General features: G+C 57.2%; 16 protein-coding genes and 1 tRNA gene. 3 read left to right on the forward strand and 14 right to left on the reverse strand.

Annotated features, from left to right (window positions below; translation table 11 throughout):
• Nucleotides 1-34: 34 nt before the first annotated feature.
• The 4 genes from BN1936_RS07440 to BN1936_RS07455 form a co-directional block, all read right to left on the reverse strand.
• The gene (locus BN1936_RS07440) at nt 35-1,372 is read right to left on the reverse strand and encodes a CapA family protein (RefSeq protein ID WP_232422086.1); all 1,338 of its coding nucleotides are present in this window, start codon (nt 1,370-1,372) and stop codon (nt 35-37) included.
• An 87-nt stretch (nt 1,373-1,459) separates the two neighbouring features.
• Entirely contained in the window at nt 1,460-1,684 is a 225-nt protein-coding gene (locus BN1936_RS07445) for a hypothetical protein (RefSeq protein ID WP_022444626.1), read from the reverse strand.
• A 24-nt stretch (nt 1,685-1,708) separates the two neighbouring features.
• Nucleotides 1,709-2,596, reverse strand: a complete 888-nt coding sequence (locus tag BN1936_RS07450; protein ID WP_049687062.1) for a DMT family transporter — start codon at nt 2,594-2,596, stop codon at nt 1,709-1,711.
• An 86-nt stretch (nt 2,597-2,682) separates the two neighbouring features.
• Nucleotides 2,683-3,726 carry a LysR family transcriptional regulator gene (locus tag BN1936_RS07455; RefSeq protein WP_022444236.1) on the reverse strand — a complete coding sequence of 348 codons (1,044 nt, stop codon included), beginning with the start codon at nt 3,724-3,726 and terminating at the stop codon, nt 2,683-2,685.
• Nucleotides 3,727-4,027: 301 nt separating this feature from the next.
• On the opposite strand from BN1936_RS07455, the gene BN1936_RS07460 reads away from it, so the two are divergent.
• Complete coding sequence (locus tag BN1936_RS07460; RefSeq protein WP_082164524.1) at nt 4,028-5,233, forward strand: alpha-hydroxy-acid oxidizing protein; 1,206 nt, start codon at nt 4,028-4,030, stop codon at nt 5,231-5,233.
• A gap of 117 nt (nt 5,234-5,350) precedes the next feature.
• Here the strand turns inward: BN1936_RS07460 and BN1936_RS07465 are convergent, their stop codons facing one another.
• The 3 genes from BN1936_RS07465 to BN1936_RS07475 form a co-directional block, all read right to left on the reverse strand.
• Nucleotides 5,351-6,088, reverse strand: coding sequence for an SIMPL domain-containing protein (locus tag BN1936_RS07465; protein ID WP_022444238.1), 738 nt, complete (start codon nt 6,086-6,088; stop codon nt 5,351-5,353).
• Nucleotides 6,089-6,247: 159 nt separating this feature from the next.
• On the reverse strand, nt 6,248-7,774 hold the full coding sequence (locus BN1936_RS07470; RefSeq protein ID WP_049687064.1) for an FAD-dependent oxidoreductase: 1,527 nt from the start codon (nt 7,772-7,774) through the stop codon (nt 6,248-6,250).
• Between the two features lie 139 nt (nt 7,775-7,913).
• Entirely contained in the window at nt 7,914-8,393 is a 480-nt protein-coding gene (locus BN1936_RS07475; RefSeq protein WP_148521210.1) for a cyclic nucleotide-binding domain-containing protein, read from the reverse strand.
• A 462-nt stretch (nt 8,394-8,855) separates the two neighbouring features.
• Here BN1936_RS07475 and BN1936_RS07480 point away from each other — a divergent pair, with 462 nt between their 5' ends.
• Both BN1936_RS07480 and infA read left to right on the forward strand, forming a co-directional pair.
• Nucleotides 8,856-10,010 carry a porin gene (locus BN1936_RS07480; protein ID WP_157274785.1) on the forward strand — a complete coding sequence of 385 codons (1,155 nt, stop codon included), beginning with the start codon at nt 8,856-8,858 and terminating at the stop codon, nt 10,008-10,010.
• Between the two features lie 303 nt (nt 10,011-10,313).
• Nucleotides 10,314-10,598, forward strand: a complete 285-nt coding sequence (gene infA / locus BN1936_RS07485) for a translation initiation factor IF-1 (protein ID WP_022444242.1) — start codon at nt 10,314-10,316, stop codon at nt 10,596-10,598.
• 106 nt (nt 10,599-10,704) lie between these two features.
• Here the strand turns inward: infA and BN1936_RS07490 are convergent, their stop codons facing one another.
• The 7 genes from BN1936_RS07490 to tig all read right to left on the reverse strand — a co-directional run bounded on the left by BN1936_RS07490 (nt 10,705) and on the right by tig (nt 18,343).
• Nucleotides 10,705-11,244 carry an LOG family protein gene (locus tag BN1936_RS07490; protein ID WP_022444243.1) on the reverse strand — a complete coding sequence of 180 codons (540 nt, stop codon included), beginning with the start codon at nt 11,242-11,244 and terminating at the stop codon, nt 10,705-10,707.
• 311 nt (nt 11,245-11,555) lie between these two features.
• A tRNA-Val gene (locus tag BN1936_RS07495) sits at nt 11,556-11,631 on the reverse strand.
• 56 nt (nt 11,632-11,687) lie between these two features.
• Nucleotides 11,688-11,960 (reverse strand): HU family DNA-binding protein, encoded by a 273-nt coding sequence (locus BN1936_RS07500; protein WP_049687067.1) that lies wholly within the window; start codon nt 11,958-11,960, stop codon nt 11,688-11,690.
• Nucleotides 11,961-12,153: 193 nt separating this feature from the next.
• Nucleotides 12,154-14,589: an endopeptidase La gene (gene lon / locus BN1936_RS07505; RefSeq protein ID WP_049687068.1), complete on the reverse strand. Its 2,436-nt coding sequence runs from the start codon at nt 14,587-14,589 to the stop codon at nt 12,154-12,156.
• A 252-nt stretch (nt 14,590-14,841) separates the two neighbouring features.
• Nucleotides 14,842-16,122: an ATP-dependent Clp protease ATP-binding subunit ClpX gene (gene clpX, locus BN1936_RS07510; RefSeq protein WP_049687440.1), complete on the reverse strand. Its 1,281-nt coding sequence runs from the start codon at nt 16,120-16,122 to the stop codon at nt 14,842-14,844.
• Nucleotides 16,123-16,291: 169 nt separating this feature from the next.
• Nucleotides 16,292-16,909, reverse strand: a complete 618-nt coding sequence (gene clpP / locus BN1936_RS07515; RefSeq protein WP_022444246.1) for an ATP-dependent Clp endopeptidase proteolytic subunit ClpP — start codon at nt 16,907-16,909, stop codon at nt 16,292-16,294.
• A gap of 45 nt (nt 16,910-16,954) precedes the next feature.
• The gene (tig, locus tag BN1936_RS07520) at nt 16,955-18,343 is read right to left on the reverse strand and encodes a trigger factor (protein ID WP_049687069.1); all 1,389 of its coding nucleotides are present in this window, start codon (nt 18,341-18,343) and stop codon (nt 16,955-16,957) included.
• Nucleotides 18,344-18,643 lie beyond the last annotated feature (300 nt).

Consider the following 18,643-nt stretch of genomic DNA (forward strand, 5'->3'; position numbering starts at 1 on the left):
TGTACGTACTGAAAATGATACTTTGATTATTCTTTTACGCCTTACTTCCGAGCTTAACGCGGGCGACACCGTTCTCAATCTGGATTTTCGTCCCGTAGGGTTCAGAAAGATCCTTGAGATGGCTGAGGATCGCTTTCGCCTCGTCCCCTTCCGCGAGACGGGGGAGACCCCGCTCAGAGCGCGGAGCTTTCTGACCGAGGGTTACGTGGTACAGCACAAGATCTCTCACTCTACCGTCTGCCACGGTCCACTCCGGAACCACAGCTTCCCAGATATGGGGATCCACAATGTAACCCCGCGTTCCGTTCATGCTTCGAGCATCCATATAGGCGCCGACCTTGGTGTCAGCCGGCATGCCCTTTCCGAGGAATGCATCAGCGGGCTGCCGCTCGACCGTCTCGGTTTCAAAGATAAAGTTCCCGATACTGTAGAAAACAGGAGCGCCTTTATAAATTTCGAGGCCCCGCAGCTGATGAGGTCCATGACCGATCACAGCAGAGGCTCCGGCATCCACGCAGGCGTGAGCAAAGGTTTCGAGGAATTCAGGCGGCACCATCGTGTCGCGTCCTCTCATTTCGTGAGTATGAACAGAAACCACCACGATATCCGCCTGGCGCCTCGCTTCGCGGATCTCAGCCACCGTCCGTTTCAGGTCGATGACAAGCGGTTCCGTCTCATTCCGCTCCGGATCTGTTTCCAGATCATTCAGCTCGAAATTCATGCCACCAAGCGGCATCGTGCCGTCCGGGTATGGTGACGAATATCCGGTCGCAATGAGATAGTCTTTCTGGGCATTCACTTCAGTCACCCGGGCGAGTTCCTCCGCCATCTCGAAGTGCCGGGCGTTCACATGATGAATGGTGCGGAAACGAAGTGGATTGAGCCCCGGGCGCCCGGGCATATCCACGCCCTGGCTTCCCGCGATTGCCGCCGGATCGAGTGATGACGTCACGCCGATCAGAGCCACTCTTCCATGCCGGGTCTCGAGATACGCCGCGCGGAACGCGTCTTCAAGCGTCCTCCCGGTACCCGCGAAAATCATCCCGCGCTCTTCAAGATGCCGGATTGTCGCGGTCACCCCGCCCTCACCAAAATCACCCGAGTGGTTATTCGCGGTGTTATAGAGATTGAAACCAAACCGCCGCATTTCATCAAGCATGGAGGGATCGGTCATCGCCCAGGTCCCGCCGGACGCCGCGGCCGGGGATCCTTCACACCGATGAAAAGTCATTTCGAGGTTAGCGAACTTCACATCATGATCCCGGATGAGTTTTCGAAGCTTCTCAAAGCCGTCGTAACCATCCTCTGAAATATGACGCGTGATGAAACTGTCGCCGGTCGCGATAAAGGTTACCTTAGCCATGCTTTCCATCCCTTTTCTCTTGGAACGCGGCGGATTCCGCGCGGGGTCCGCCATTTCTGTAATACTACCGCCGGGATGAACGGAAAGATATCGGGATTATGGTGTTTGGGTATTCGGATCCTCAGAGCTTTCGGGGGCTCCCTCTCCCTTCTTGCCGGCCGTGAACCCCGCGGCCTTCAGTTCGTTATAGGCATCCAGCGACAGGATCACCGCGGTCCCCGCCCGGCAGCCTGAAACGAGAATCGGGCCACCCGAAATAGCGGCCTCCGCAACCGCGAGATCGGGGTGAAGCAGAAAGTTTTCAAAATCAATGACCTTCATTATCTTTTCTCCTAAATTCCAGGCTCAGCCTCTTTTCCCGTGAACGAGCGTCTCCTCCATCCTTTTCGTTGTCACGGAAGCCGCGACACCGGAAGCGAGCACAAGCGACATCGCGATCAGCGACATCACTGTGATCGGATCATCGAAGATAAAGTAGCCGAAAATCGCGGAGAACGGGATCGCCGAAAAACCAAGGCAGGATGACAGGAGCAGGTTCCCGTAAGCGTAAGCCCGGGTCATAAATATCTGCCCCAGTGTCGCGAATACCCCGATTCCCAGAATGCAGAACGCTCCATGCGGGCTCGGGAAATGGAAACCGTCAGAAAACACCCACTGGCCGATAAAGGAAAAGATCGCGCCAAGCAACGAGAAGTAGAACACGATTCTCCAGGAAGGTTCTCCCAGCTTCCCCATCTTCTGCATCTGCCAGTAAACGAGCAGATCGATCGCTGAGATAAAAAGACAGACAAGCCCCGGAATGAAATCCTTTTCATGAAATTCCGGACGCAGAATCAGCGTAATACCGATGAACCCCACGAGAATAGACGCTACCATCGCCCAGGGAGCCCGTTCGTGCTTCATCTTCGCGAGCACGATGAAATTCGCGGCCATAAAAAGCGGCGTCGTGTAGATCAGCGTCATATTGGTGCTGAACGTCATGTCACGGAGCGTAAAGAACCAGAGCGCCACGGACAGCACCCCGAGCCCCGATCGGATCATGTGATCCCTGAAATGCTCCGTCCGCATGGATCCGTGCTGGGACGCCGCCAAAAACATCATGAGCACCATGCCGAAAACCGACCGGTAGAACACCAGTTCGAGTGACCCGAATTCGCCGGATGAAAGCTTCACGATCGCGGCCATCAGAGAAAAACTGGCGGCGGCCGCGAGTGACCAAAGGGAGGAAAGCATGAGTGCGGACTCCAAAGCGGCTCAGCCGCGGAGCAATTGGTTCGTCTGTAGCCTGAGATCTTAGCGCATCAGATACGCTAGCCCCGTCAGACCGCCGCGAACCGGACAGCGGCATGCCGCACCGGTTTTCCGAAGTCACCGGTTTTCACCGTATAAAGCGTATCCCTGACCCAGGGGACCAGACGGGCGATAGCCGGCGCGACGGACGCCTCGTAGTGATCCCGGATCACAGCCGCCACGGCATCCGCGACCCATGGCCGGGCTCCCTTCTTCGTAATAATGGATGCCCGTCTGAGCAGCACGGGAGGCGGCATCGGAACCGCGTTCACTTCGCGCGCAAGTTCCGGATACTGCGCGAGCGTGGTCGGCCTGGCAAGCGCCCAGCCGTGGCCCTCAGCGGTGAGCTTAAGAAGAAGGGAATTTTCGTTCACAACGATCCGTCCGGGAAACTCCAGCGCGTGGGTATTGAAGTAATTCACTTCGCTCTGCCCCGCGGCATTCATTTTGGAGCAGCGGATGTGGGGCAGACCGCAGGTGCGAAGCGACTCCCAGGTGATCGGGTGCCCTAGCGGCGCGAGATCAAACGCCTTTGGGAAAATGAGGATTGATGGTTCCTCAAACACCGGAATCCGGTTCAGATCATTCCGGTTCGCAAACGGGTTTGAGCAGAAAAGCATATCGAGTTCGCCGGCATCGAGTTCCGGAAGCATCGCGCCGCTTGACGCGACAACGATCCGGATATCGGAAAGGCGGGACGCGAGGCGGGACGCAATCACATCCGCGTAGCTCCAGGCGACGCTTTCACAGATTCCGATTCTTAAAGAGGGCCGGATCGCGTTCGCTTCGCGAAGCCCCTGCAGAAGGTGCGTGAGCTCAGTCTGCTCGGAATCGAGAAACCGAAGCAGGGCGTCCCCCTCCGGAGTCAGCCGGATCGGCCGCGTCGAGCGATCAAGCAGCGTGACATCGCGGGACACCGAGGGCTGGCTTTTTCCCACACGCTTTGCCGCTTCAGAAAAACTCCGGGTCGCTCCGAAAGCCACAAAGGCCCGGGCACCGTCCTGCAGAATCGCGTGTGCCGGATTCCATCCCGGGGTATCGTCCGTCAGTGTCCCTTCCAATAGTTTTCCCATAACGCCCTGCTCCGTTTCGCCTCAGAAAAACTGCCGATACTGTTTATTCATTATTTAACTAGTTGAGAACCGATCTCAATTATCGGCGTGATTCAAAAAAACGAGTATCTGCCGATCTTTCAGCATTATGGAGTTTTTCGGGCTCACCTGCTGAATAATCAGATTTCATTATATGAATACTGTTTTCTGAGAACTAAGTCTTTCGAATAATATGAAATCAGACGGCAGAAAGCACGAAAACCGTCTGACAAAAAAATGACACTGCCTGAGAAATTCAGTGTCTTATATAGGAGAGCAGAACATGTCAACTATCGACCTCAACCGTCGCGGTCTATTCAAGGCCGGAGCCGTTATCGCCGCCGCCTCTACGATCAGCGGCATTCCGGTTGTTACCCAGGCCGCGGAAGAACCCGAGAAGAAGATCCGCCCCCTCACCGGCAAGAATCTCAAAATGAAGGACGTGCTTGACCGGGCGCGCGAAATGATGATGCCCCGCTGCTACGTCTGCGCGGAGTGCAACGGCCGCGGTCCCTGCATCGGCCAGGTGCCGGGCTTTGGCGGCATGGGCGCGTACCGTTCCTTCCAGGCGAATTACGACGCGCTCGCGGCGATCCGTCTGAATGGCCGCGTAGTGCATGGTGTCCATGTGCCGGATACCTCCTTTAATTTCTTTGGAAACAAGCTTTCGATGCCGGTCATGGCGGCACCGACCGGCGGCACAACCTATAACATGGGCGGTCATCTGACGGAAGCCGAGTTTGTCACCGCGATCTGCGGCGGCTGCACCGCGGCCGGCACGCTAGGAGCAGTGGCTGACGGCATCGGTGCCCCCCTGAATGTCTTTGAGGAACGGCTCCAGACACTGAAATCTAAGGGCTTCAAAGCGATCGTTGGCCTGAAACCCCGCCGCCAGCAGGACATTATTGAGCGCATGAAGATCGCGGCGAACGCCGGTGTCGTGGCTTTCACGATCGACCTGGATTCCGCCGGCCGCGCGGCCCGCGCGACGAAGGGTCAGACCGTTGAGCCGAAGACTCCCGAGCAGCTCCGTGAGCTCGTGAAGGCGAGCCCGCTTCCGCTCTTCTTCAAGGGCATTCTCACGACAGATGAGGCGCTTCTCTGCCTCAACGCGGGCGCTGCCGGTATCGTGGTGTCGAACCACGGCGGTCGCGTACTCGCAGACGAACCCGGGACCGCGGAAGTGCTTCCCGCCATCGCGGACGCAATCCACGGCCGCTGCATGATCCTCGTCGACGGCTGCGTGAAACGCGGCACCGATGTGGAGAAATACATCGCCCTCGGCGCTAATGCCTGCCTCGCGGGCCGTCACTTTGTCCGCGGCGCTCACGGCGCACTGGCGGACGGCGTCGAACTCTTCGCAAACACGATCCGGAATGAACTCGCTGTCGCGATGACGCTCACTGGCGCGGCGACCGTGAAGGACATCAACCGCAAGATGATCCGCATGACGACTCCCCCGCCGCTCGCGTTCGGCGTCCCGGCGTAAGGCGATTTGGATGAGCCCCTGAATCGCTCAGGAGCTCTGAATAAAAATCCCGCAGAAGAAATTTTTCTGCGGGATTTATTTTTTCATTCAATACATTAAGTGTATTTAATTAAAGCTCTACTTAATCTTGAATACAGCGCTCGCGGAGAGTGACACATCGGACTCCCCGGGACTCATTTCAACAGAATCCGCTGCCGGTGCTGCTTTCCGGACCGCCATCAGCATCGGTGCCTGCGGGTAGTAGTTCCCGGTCTGACCGCCGAAGGAAAGCTTATAGACCTTCACGCCACTCGCCGGAATGCCGAAAGCCTTCGCGACAACCGCGGCCTTCGCACCCAGATCCGCCATCGCGTCAGCCATCAGATCAGAGCGGTTCCTGAGCGACGCATCACGGGAAACCCGGAACTGGAGTCCGGAGAATTCAAAATACCGGTTCGCGGCGTCAATCGCTTCACCGGCGAGTGACGGATCTTTCAGCGTTACCCGGACTTCCTCGCGGGACGTCCAGTTGAGGATCTTCACCCCCTCGCCCTTCTTCGCCTGGGAGTAATTGGGGTTTGTGTAGAGGCTTCCCGACTGGAGCACTGCCTTCCCGGCGGGAAGCGCGGCGCGGAGTGCCTTCATACCCTGATTCAGCACCGTGAGCATCGCCTTCTGAGCGTCTTTCGCCGTAGCGCCCTGCCGGGTCACCGCGAGTGTCAGGACCGCTTCATCGTTTGGCACCGTACGGGCGACGGTGGTGGATAGCGTGATTTCTGCGTCCGGCGCCGCTGTGAGATCCGCAGCAGACGCGGCCGCCGGCACCGAAGCCATCGCGCCAAGACTCATCGCGAGGAGGATTTTTTTCATTTTCATAAAAAGAGGCTCCGTAGGGTTTTCAATCTGCCTTTTCACTATAGCCCCGCAAAACCCGTCCCCGGATTCGCTTTTTACACACTGCAAAAAATTGACGCCCCGCCCTCTGGAGAGAAAGGCGGGGCGCTGATTCATTCCCATGGATCAGAGGAGAGAGAGTTAAAGCTTTTCGTCCTCAATCGCCTGAAGAGCCGCATGGCGGCCGGACCAGGAGGAGAATCCAAAGGCGTTACCCGAGAACCACACCGGGTAGCTGTCGCCATACATACCGCCCGCGTCCATACCCGTGCAGTAGAGTCCCTTCACAGGCTGGTTATTCTTATCGAGCGCGTGCATGTACTGATCGATCTTGATGCCGCCGATCGAAGTGAAGGAATATGGCGCAATCTTGATCGCGTAGAACGGGCCCTTGTTGATCGGGGTCAGCCACTCGCGTTCCTTATAGAAATCACGGTCGAAGCCGAAGGCCACGTTTTCGTTGTAGCGCTTCATCGTTTCTTCAAGCGTAGCGGCCGGAACACCGATCTGCTTCGCGAGTTCCGCGATCGTCGCGCCGGACTTGAAACCGTCAGATCCCTTCGCGAGAACGTCCTTGATTTCCTTCTTCATATCGGTCATCTTCGCGCCCACCGGAACGAGCACGCCGACACCGAGATCAAGACCTTCTTTTTCGAAGTAATCCACCATGTTGGAGTCGATGATCGCCCAGGCGTAGCCATTATGCTGCTGACCGAGAGCGTTCGCGGCGTCCGAGAACTCATGCGTCACGGTCTCACGCACAAAGCGCTTGCCGGAATCATTCACCCAGACGGGCTTCGGCTGCCAGGACATCACCCAGATATTCCCGAGGAGCTTCACATTGGAAGCGCGCGTACCGGGGTGCGTCATCAGAGCCATGTTGCCAGGCACTGCGCCCGCGGCTTCAGCCATCGCGATACCGTCACCGGTCTTATTAAGCGGCACGAGTCCCTGATAGACCGCCGGATCATAGTGCCCCCAGTCGCGGACACGCTCCGGGCTGTTATTGAAGCCGCCGGTCGAAATGATGACCGCCTTCGCGCGGATCGTGTAGGTGTTGCCCTGATTATCCGCAGCCTTCACGCCGACCACACGGCCGTTTCCCGTGATGAGAGACTTGGCCGGAGTGCTCGTGAGGATCGTGGCGCCCTTCTCTTTTGCCCAGTCGCTCAGAGCCGCAATATAGGCCGCGCCGTGCTCGGAATTCTTGTACTTCCCGACCACGTGCCAGGTAATGCATTCGGTCGGCGACATCTGCGTGAGATGGAACGTGAGGTTATGCTTCGAGAGCCAGTCAAGATTTTCCGCGGGCCCTTCAAGGAAACGGCGCAGCAGCGGGCCGTTCGTCTTGTAATGGGTGCAGCTCATCATGCGGTTGTACGCTGTTTCCACGGCAAGCGAATAATTCTTATCACGCTGCCAGCGGGTCTGAACCGCGCCAAGGCCTTCCGCCATCGAGGCACCGCCGCCGAGGAACGCGTTCTTTTCAAGAAGGATCGCTTTCTTGCCGGCGTCCACCGCCTGAGTCACAGCCGCCATGCCGGCCGCGCCGCCGCCCACCACAACAATATCCGCCGTCATCTGCTTCTCAGCAGCGCCTGCCGCGCCGGCAATAGCAACAACCGCGGCCGCGACCGCCGTACGGGTCAGAAAATGCTTGAGTGTCATCTATATCTCTCCGCTATATCGAGGCGCCGTCTCTCCGGCGCTCTCTGTTCGAAATAACTAGTTGGAGAGTAATCTGAACTCCGTATCGCTGATGTTGTCTGCTCAACAGTCCTAGGTATAAGGATCTAAAAGATCCGGATTACGGGGCCCGGCTTCCCCGGGAATTGAAGTTCAGCCAGTCGTATTCATCCCGGAAAAGCTTGCCATGAAGCTCGAGCCAGCTCCCATCCCGCTTCGCGAGGCCTTTATCCACCCACTGATTGATGATCGTGCTGACTGTCGAGCGGTTTGAGGAGGTGATGTCCGCGATTTCGAACGTCGTGAGCTGAAGCGGCATCGGATTCCAGCCGTCCGCCTTCAGGGGATAGTAGGAATTGATAACAGAGGACGCGAGCGCGATCAGACGCTTTTCCGCGGGCAGCGTGAATACCGCCATCATCCCTTCCATATGGGTTTCTTCCTTCGCGACCGCGTTGATCGCGTAGAGCTTCATGAGTTCCGGATCCGCTTCAAGCGCCGCGCGATAGACCCGCCCCGGAACCACCAGACACTCTGTCGGCCGGGCGCTCGTCGCGAACACATTAATGCTGAACTGCGTCACCGCATCAAGATCACCCACCACACGGTCCGGCGGCAGAATGCCAAAAACGCGGAACTTATCCTTGGGGTCCGCCGTGATTGAAAATGAACCCTTTGGGGAACTTGCGGAGCACCCCGTGCTGCTCAAAAATCGCCTTCAGCTGAGGGGGTTCCGCATCGTGAACCCATGGCGCGTTCAGAAAAACCTGCCTCACCTCTCTCTCCTTCATTAAATCAATTTATTTTTGAAGCCTGCCCATTTTTATTTTTATGAGGGGCAGAGCGCCTCTATTCTGAAAAAATTATTTTGAATTAGCAAGTTGCAAAAATAAGTCTGAATTATCAGCGGTTTCCGCCGCGGGATTTACCGTCCTGTCTCCGGAGTGTTGTCCGGACAACGGAGAAACCACTTTCCTTTCTCTATCTTTTTTACCTACGTCTGATGGCTTATAGAGACAGGGTATCTGTAAGCGAGGACGCTATTAAATCAAAGGAGAACAGATTGAGAAAGTTACTCACGGCCATGGCGGCCATACTGGCAGCCGTCGGAATTCCATCCGCGGCAAGCGCCGCGTCTTCGGTATCGGTGTATGGGCTGATTGATTCCTACGTGTCCGTCAATAATGACAGCGGAACCGTTTCTTCAGGGCTTCACAGCGGCGGTTCATCCGGCAGTTACTTTGGTTTCAAGGGTGAAGAGGATCTGGGAGTCATGGGCGGCGCTCAGGCAGTATTCAAGCTTGAGTCGGGGTTCCTCTCTGACGACGGCACATACGCGCAGTCGTTCGCCGGAAACACAAGCCGGCTCTTTCACCGTGAGGCCTGGGTCGGGCTCCGGAGCCCCAAATTCGGCCAGATTTCTTTTGCCCGCCAGTATTCTCCTCACTTCCTTCTCTGGCCGATGACAGACGCGAACGCTCTGTCACTCGGGACCGCAGGCTCCCCCTTCTTCTACCCGGGAGCCGGGAACGCCATGGGCGGATCTGATCCCACGCAGGATGATCTCGTGCGGGCCAATAATTCCATCTTCTGGGCTTCACCGAATCTCGGCGGCGTGACCGTGATGGCGTACGCGGCGCTTGGCGAAAACACCCGCTCTGACGGCACGAGGTCGAGCACGCAGGGGAACATCTATAACCTCGGCGTGAATTATGGGAAAGGGCCGCTCTTCGTCATGGGCAGTGTTCTCTACCAGAACCTTGGAAACTCAGCTTTGGGATTCCGGCCGACGGGACACGACACCTACTACGAACTCGCCGCGAGCTACGACTTCGGGTTCACGAAGCCTTCGATCCAGTTTGAATATAAAAATGGAAACGATCAGCCCTGGAGTCAGGATTTCTTCCTTGTTCAGATCGGCACCAGCACACCGCTCTTAGGCGGCCGGCTGGGAACGACCGCCGCTTATTACAAGAATCAGACGCTCTCGAAATCTGACGCCTACAGCTTCGGCATCCGCTACGACTACAACCTCTCGAAGCGCACAATGCTTTACGCGGGCGCCGTGGCACTGATTCAGGAAGCGAACGCACAGTTCTCGATCGAAGACGGTCCTGACAGCTCGTTCCATTACCCGACAAGCGCTCCGGGGAACAATGTGCAGCAGGTCTTTTCGGTATCCGTCATCAGTTCTGATTGTCTTCAGACTGACATTTAAGGCCTCACTGAATGTGTTCAGCCCGGCCTTTTTCCGTCTTTCCACCGTCATTCTCCCGGAAGAACGCTCCACGGCCGTAAAAAATCACGGGATCCGCCGTTTCAAGGGTAACTGCCTACGCCGTGTGCCACAAAAAAACATCAAAAAGGGATGACAAATCAGCTTTTTCAGTTAAAATTGAGTCTTCATTACAGCAGAGGAAGTAAAGGAACTCAGTTTCTACAGAACCCAACCTGGTATCCACTTCAGAAATACTTGAATCGGATAGGAAGGTGGAGCACCTGTGGTTCTGGTTTTCAGACTATGGCAAAGGAAGACCTTATTGAAATGGCCGGGCACGTGCTTGAAGTGCTGCCCGATTCCCGTTATCGCGTGAAACTTGAAAACGGTCACGAACTGATCGCCTACACGAGCGGCAAGATGCGCAAGAACCACATCCGCATTCTGGCCGGCGACAAGATTTCGCTTGAACTCTCGCCCTATGACCTGTCGAAGGGCCGCATTACCTTCCGCTATATCGAAGGCCGCTCTCCGAATTCTGCGGCTCCTGGCGCTGCTCACGGCAACAACAACCGCCGCCGCCACTAAGCCGATGGCTTTCCGGTGAGTTCTGCCCGGAATACAGAAACCCTCTGTCTGAAGGACTCACCTTCGCGCAGAGGGTTTTTCTTATAGGAAAGTTTGATTCCCTGATTCAGATTTCCGCGATAATCCGCAGCAGTTCCGCGTGCGTCGCGATCACGTGCCAGGATTCCTTCCCTTCAGGCTTCACGAAGCCATCGCGTCCAAGCCGCCTCATGAAGACAACGAGCGGGCTCCAGAAGCCCTGCATGTCGTAAAAGTACGTGGGCTTATGGTGATAGCCGAGCGTATAGCCGGCGAGCGTGGAGAAGGCTTCGTCAAGCGTCCCGATGCCGCCGGGGAGCACAATCAGAATATCCGAGCGTTCCACCATGACGCGCTTCCGCTCGGACAGATCATCCACGAGAATCTTCTCGTCAAGCGACGTATGCGCGCGGCCCCGCTCCTCAAGGAGTTTCGGCACGACGCCGACCAGGCGGCCTCCCGTCTCATGAGCCGCGTCAGCCACGGCCTTCATGAGACCGAAATCCGTTCCGCCATACACCATCGTCTTTCCGGCCTTTCCGATCGCCTCTCCGATCGCCCTGCCTTCATTCAGGTACTTTGGATCGATCTGAGAGGAAGACGAGCAGAAAATCCCGATATTCTTCATAGCTGCACCCTGGATTGACCGAACGGTATCCGTCCGGGTCATGAAAATGTCAACGACTCAATATACGGCAAACATCCGGCTAAGCCTATACGCCTATCAGGTTATTTTCTGTAGTGCGGATCAGCCTTTAGCCGGATTGAGGCCGTGAAAGGGGCTTATCGTCCCTCCTGATCATCTATGCGCTTATAGCGGACTCCCAGTCTATCCCGACACGCCAGGCAATCCCGCAAAAATTTCTTTTCAAAAAGGCCTCCAGCGGCTGAATATATAAGAAAAAACCCCGGATGCCAGAGGCATCCGGGGCTGAATCTTGGTGGGCGCTAAGAGGCTCGAACTCCTGACCCACGCCGTGTAAAGGCGTTGCTCTACCAACTGAGCTAAGCGCCCTCTTCAGAAAAACCGGGATCTATAAAGACTGCTCAGCTTTTCCGAGAGTGGAAGGATTATTTTACAGCATCCTTCAGAGCTTTGCCAGGGCGGAACTTCGGCAGCGTGGCAGCAGCAATCGTGATTTCCTTGCCGGTCGCCGGGTTACGGCCCTTGCGGGCTTCGCGCTTAGCGGTCGTGAAGGTACCAAAACCCACGAGGGCGACTTCGTCACCCTTAGCCAGGGCGTCAGCAACACCAGCCGTGAAAGCGTCAACGGCAAGAGCAGCCTTGGCTTTGGAGATATCAGCCTTTTCAGCGATGAGCTCAACGAGTTCAGACTTATTCATATCGAATTTCCTTCTTCATTGTTACCCCGTGGGGGGCATGAACTTCTTCTAATCTCCCCTGTGTGCGGGGGATAGAGCGATTTTAGCCGCAGAGCGTGGAAAATCAAAACAATTTAGGAATTTCCGTATAAAAAAATTGACGGGGGCAAATTTCTTTGATCCCCGTCAATTAATTCAAGCCCGAAACTGAGGCTTAGTGAGCAACGATCTCAGGCAGGCCGGGCTGTTCAGCGGGTACAGCGGCGAGCGACTCAGCCATATCTTCCTTCGGAAGCGGCTCCGGCATGCGGACAAGAGCCTGCTCCAGAACCTGCTCAATCCAGCGGACCGGAACGATCTCAAGACCGTCCTTCACGTTCTGCGGAATCTCAGCGAGATCCTTCACGTTGTCCTCCGGAATCATCACCTTCTTGATGCCGCCGCGGAGAGCCGCGAGGAGCTTCTCCTTCAGGCCGCCGATCTCGAGGATCTCACCGCGAAGGGTGATTTCGCCCGTCATCGCGACGTCTGCGCGGACCGGAATCCGGGTGAGCGCGGAAACAATCGCCGTCGTGATGGCGCCGCCCGCGGACGGACCGTCTTTCGGCGTCGCGCCTTCCGGGAAGTGGAGGTGCAGATCGGTCTTCGAGAAGACGTCCTGCTTGATGCCGAGAGACTCAGCGCGCTCACGCACCACCGAGCGGGCCGCTTCAACGGACTCCTTCATCACGTCGCCGAGGCTGCCCGTACGCTGGACCATGCCCTTGCCCGGGAAGACCGCAGCTTCGATCGAGAGGAGATCACCGCCGACCTCAGTCCACGCGAGACCGTTCACCTGACCGATCTGGGGCTTCTTCGCCGCCACACCGAACGTGAACTTGCGAACGCCGAGGTAGCTGCCGATGTTCTCTTCATTCACCGTAACGGTTTCAGTCTTCGCGTTCTTCTTCGTCCCTTCCTTCATCATGTTCGCCATGACGACCTTGCGGCAGATCTTGCTGATTTCGCGCTCCAGTCCGCGGACACCGGCTTCACGGGTGTAGTAACGGATAATCGCGACGATCGCCGAGCGGTCGATCACGAGTTCACCCTTCTTCACGCCGTTAAGACGCATCTGCTTCGGCACGAGGTGCTCTTCCGCGATGTGAACCTTTTCCTCTTCGGTGTAGCCCGAGAGGCTGATCACTTCCATACGGTCAAGGAGCGCCGGCGGAATGTTGTAGGAGTTCGAGGTCGCGACAAAGAGCACATCCGACAGATCGAACGGCACTTCAGCGTAGTGATCCTCAAACGTGCTGTTCTGCTCAGGGTCGAGCACCTCAAGCAGCGCGCTTGCCGGGTCACCGCGGTAATCCATGCCCATTTTGTCCACTTCGTCGAGCAGGAAGAGCGGATTGCGGACACCGACCTTGATCAGGTTCTGCAGGATCTTACCCGGCATCGAACCGACATAGGTCCGACGATGACCGCGGATTTCCGCTTCATCATGCACGCCGCCCAGAGCGAGACGCGTGAACTTGCGGCCGGTCGCACGGGCAATCGATTCGCCAAGCGACGTCTTGCCGACACCCGGAGCGCCCACGAAGCAGAGAATCGGAGCCTTCACCTTCGTGACACGGCCCTGAACCGCCAGGTACTCGAGGATACGTTCCTTCACCTTCTCAAGGCCGTAGTGATCCTCATCGAGAATCTTCTTAGCCTTCGGAATGTTGGAAGAGACGCGGGTCTTCTTGCTCCAGGGGAGCGAAATCAGCGTATCGAGGTACGCGCGGACCACGGTCGCTTCAGCGGACATCGGGCTCATCTGACGGAGCTTATTCAGTTCCTCCAGCGCCTTATCCTTCGCATCCGGGCTCATCCGGGCGGCTTCGATCTTCTTCTCGTAGTCGTCCGTCACGTCGTTCCCGTCATCCCCCTGCCCGAGTTCCTTCTGAATGGCCTTCATCTGCTCATTCAGGTAGTAGTCGCGCTGATTCTTCTCCATCTGCTGCTTCACACGGCCGTGAATCCGCTTCTCCATCTTCTGGATTTCGGTTTCGCCGCCAAGGAGGCTGAGGAGCTCGGTGAGCGTGCTGTTCAGGTCATCAGACTCGAGCAGCTTCTGCTTCGCAGCCACCGCGACCGGAAGCTGCTGCACCACGATATCGGCGAGCCGCGTGGCGTCCGTCGTCTGGTTGACACTGCGGGCGAGATCCTCCGGAATCTTCGGATTCAGCTTCGCGTAGGCGGTGAAAGACTCAATGGTCGCGCGGCGCAGCGCTTCCGTTTCCGCCGGATCCGATTCCTTCATCGGGCGCGGCGATACAGAGGCCGTGAGATACCCGTCCACTTCACGCACCGCGCTCACATCGACGCGTTCCTTGCCCTCGACCAGAATCTTCACCGTCTGATCCGGGAGTCTCAGCATCTGAAGAATGGTGCCCACGCAGCCGACCTTAAACAGATCCTGTCCGGTCGGTTCATCGATCTGGCCGTCCCGCTGGGCGACAAGAAGGATCTTCTTACCCTGGTTCATCGCAATTTCCGCAGCCCGGATCGATTTCGCCCGGCCCATGAAAAGGGTGATCACCATACGCGGGAACACCACGATGTCACGCAGCGGAAGGAGCGGGAACACTTCAAGAGCGGTGTTTTGCGTTTTTTCTGTCATTCAATTCGTTCCAAAAAATGTGAAACTGCCCGTCAGAAACAATCTTCCGGCCGGGTGTGTCCCGGCTGACGGCAGTCCTAAAATCATATATGGGGGCGGTTAACGCAGTTTCAAGGGTATTCGAGAAACGGAAGCGGCAGTCCCGGGCTTCCGGGTTCCGCCGCAGCTTGAATTAATTCTAGCGAAGTCAAAAAAACGCTCGAGCCTTTTTGGACCCGAGCGTTTCTCAGTACTCAGAAGCAGCAGAAAATATCAGGCTTCCGTCTTCCGAAGCACGAGTTCCGGGGCTTCTCCCTTCGTCACGCAGCTTTCGCCCACCACAACCTTTTCCACATCCTTGCGGGACGGAATCTCAAACATCGTGTCAAGCAGAATCCCCTCCACAATGGAGCGGAGTCCGCGGGCACCGGTCTTGCGGGCAATGGCGCGCTTCGCGATCGCGGAAAGCGCCTCCTTCGTGAACTCAAGCTTCACGCCTTCATCATCAAAGAGCACCTGATACTGCTTGAGAAGCGCGTTCTTCGGTTCCGTGAGAATCGAAATGAGCGCCGCTTCGTCGAGTTCCGACAGCACCGTGATCACGGGGAGACGGCCGACGAGTTCCGGGATCAGGCCGTAACGGACGAGATCCTCTGCCTCAACATTCCGGAGGAGCTTCGAGAGCGGCTCTTCCTTCTTGCTCTTCACCTCAGCGCCGAAACCAATCCCGCTCTTCTCAGTGCGGTTCCGGACCACTTTCTCAAGACCATCAAACGCGCCGCCGCAGATAAAGAGGATGTTTGTCGTGTCAACGGCAATCATCTGCTTCCCGGGGTTCTTTCGGCCGCCCTGCGCGGGAACATTCGCGACTGTCCCCTCGACGAGCTTCAGAAGCGCCTGCTGCACGCCTTCACCCGACACGTCACGGGTGATCGAGGGATTCTCGCTCTTACGGGCGATCTTATCGATTTCGTCCAGGTAGACGATGCCGGTTTCCGCGCGCTTCACGTCGCCGTCAGACGCCTGGAGGAGCTTCGAAATAATATTCTCAACGTCCTCGCCCACATAGCCCGCTTCGGTAAGCGTCGTCGCATCAGCGATCGCGAACGGCACATCGAGCGCCTTCGCAAGCGTCTGCGCGAGGAGCGTCTTTCCGGAACCGGTCGGCCCGATCAGAAGAATGTTGCTCTTCTGCAGCTCCACCTCGCGGTCTTCCTTCGCCTGGTGGCGGAGACGCACGTAGTGATTGTGAACGGCAACGGCGAGAGTCTTCTTCGCGCGTTCTTGGCCGATCACGTAGTCATTCAGGTGCTCAAAAATCTCTTTCGGAGCCGGGATCGGCTTCTCAGCGGCAGCCGCCTCGACTTCCGCCTCTTCTACGGAAGGCGCAGCCGCCTTTTCCCCCGTTTCATCCGCGAGGAGCGAGGCGAGCTGTCTCGTGCAGTCATCGCAGACGAAAACCCCGTTGCCGCCGAAGAGGTGCTTCACCTCCCCTTCCCCACGGCCGCAGAATACGCATTTCCGGGTCTCGTGATCTGAACGGCTATCTGTCATGAAGGAACTCCAAAAGTAAAAATAGTGAATTCTGTCCGGCTCAGACGCCGGAATTGAAAAGCCCGGAGGGACGATTGAACCCGCCGGGCTTTCCTGCTGATCCAGTAAAGGGAAGAGTTCCGAGAGGCTGCCTGCGGCAGCCCCCTCCTCTTCCTTCCTGGACTCAGGCTTAGTCTGTTTCTCCGCGGCGAACGAAGATATGGTCAATCAGGCCATACGCCTTCGCTTCCTTCGGATTCATGAAGTTATCCCGGTCCGTATCGCGCTGGATCGTTTCGATCGGCTGACCGGTACGATCGGCGAGGATCTGATTCAGCTGCTTCTTGAGGTACAGGATTTCGTTCGCCTGGATCTCAATATCGCTCGCCATGCCCTGGGAACCGCCGGACGGCTGATGGATCATGATCCGGGAGTTCGGGAGCGCGTAGCGCTTGCCCTTCGTGCCGGCAGCAAGAAGGAACGCGCCCATGCTCGCCGCCATCCCGAAGCAGATCGTGTTCACATCGGGCTTGATGAACTGAATCGTATCGTAGATCCCGAGGCCGGCGTAAACGCTGCCCCCGGGGCTGTCGATATAGAGCGAGATGTCCTTATCGGGATTCTCGCTCTCAAGAAACAGGAGCTGAGCGATGACGAGGTTCGCCGATTCATCGGTCACGGGGCCCGTCAGGAAAATCACCCGATCCCGAAGCAGTCGGGAATAGATATCGAACGCGCGCTCACCGCGCCCGCTCTGCTCTACCACCATAGGCACGAGACCCATGCTGTTTGCGTCAAACTTAGTCATGCTGCTCCTTCTTCACTAAAACAGAGAAACCGCGGTCCTTCCGGATCAGGCTTCAGCCTTGCGGCCCATGAGAACGTCGAAGTCGATCGCTTCGTCGGAGGTCTTGCCCTTGCCGAGCACGAAGTCAACGAGGTTGTTCTCAATCACGGCAGCGGAGAGCTCGGCGTAACGGTTCTGGTCCTTCAGGTACCATTCCGTCACTTCTTCGGGCTTCTCGTAGGCCGAGGCCATTTCAGCGGCAAACGCCTTCACCTGTTCCGGTTCCGCCTTGATCTTATTATCAGCGATCAGCTTGGAAACGAGGAGGCCGAGGCGAACGCGGCGTTCAGCCTGGGGAGCGAAGACCTGCGGGTCGAGATTCGGCATGTTTTTCACATCGAGGCCGCGGGCAGCGAGCGTCTCACGGTATTCGTTGCCGATACGGGCAGCTTCGTCACGGACCATCACGACCGGCAGAGCGAACTTGGCCTGCTCGATCAGGGCGTTGAAGACGCCTTCCTTCGTGCGGGCGGTCAGGCGGGACTTCACTTCGCGCTTCAGGTTGGTCTCGACTTCCTTCTTCAGCTGATCAACGCTCTTGATGCCGAGGGATTCAGCGAACTTGTCGTCGAGGGCGGGGAGCACGGGCTCCTGAACCTTCTTCACGGTGAGGGTGAAGTCGGCGATCTTGCCGGCAAGGTTCTTCGCACCGTAGTCAACCGGGAACGTGAGCTTGAATTCCTTCGTCTCGCCAGCCTTGAGGCCGGTGGCGGCAGCGTCAAACTCGGGGAGCATCTGGCCGGCGCCGACGATGAAGGCGTAGTCCTTAGCGGTGCCGCCGTCGAAAGCGACGCCGTCGATCTTGCCTTCGAAGTCAACCGTCACTTCGTCGTCCTTCTGGGAAGCGCGTTCGACATCCTTGTAGGTGGCGCGCTGCTTCAGCATGACGTTCAGCGTGTCGGTCACTTCCTTATCGGTCACGTCGCAGACGAAGCGATGGAGCTCGAGGTTAGCGAAATCAGGCGTTTCGACCTCGGGGATCACTTCGAAGTGAGCCTCAAACTTGAGGTCAGACTTGCCGTCAGTCGGCATGTCCTTCGCGGGAACCACTTCAGGGGTGCCGGCGATGCGGAAGCCGCCTTCGGTGATGGCCTTCTCAACAGCCTTGCCGATTTCTTCGTTCAGGGCTTCGCTGTAGGCTTCCTGACCGTAGAGGCTGCGCACGATGTTCATCGGGACGTGGCCGCGGCGGAAACCGTCAACGCGGGCCTTCTTGGCATAGCCCTTCAGGCGGGATTCGGTGCCGGCGGAAACGGCATCCTGGGAGACAGTGACCTCAACGGAACGCGCGAGCGGGTTCACGGGAGCGGTGAGGGAGCTATCGGTAACCTCGGAAGACTTGGTGGCCTTAACCTCGGTTTCTTCATTCTTTACTTCTTCAGCTTTTTCAGTCATTTTGCTTACTTTAAAAAGGGGCCGGCTCCAGAACGGATACGGCCTAAAAATTCCGGCGGGAGACGGCAGCGCCGCGACACAGCGCTGCCCATCTCGGGACTGACCGCGGAAACGGGGAACGTAAGGGCTCACCCGCTTCAAGGCCCGGTAAACTGCCGATTATATTTCAAGTTGCCGGGCCTTGCTCCCAATTCCGGCACCCGGCTCACAAAACCTCACACCTTCAGGCGTGAAGCCTCGCCTCTCTCTTCCCCCTATTAGGTATTTCTGAAACACGGAAAACCGCTGATAATGAGATCG

The sequence above is a fragment of the Dakarella massiliensis genome, assembly GCF_001182045.1.
Lineage (GTDB): Bacteria > Pseudomonadota > Gammaproteobacteria > Burkholderiales > Burkholderiaceae_F > Mesosutterella > Mesosutterella massiliensis.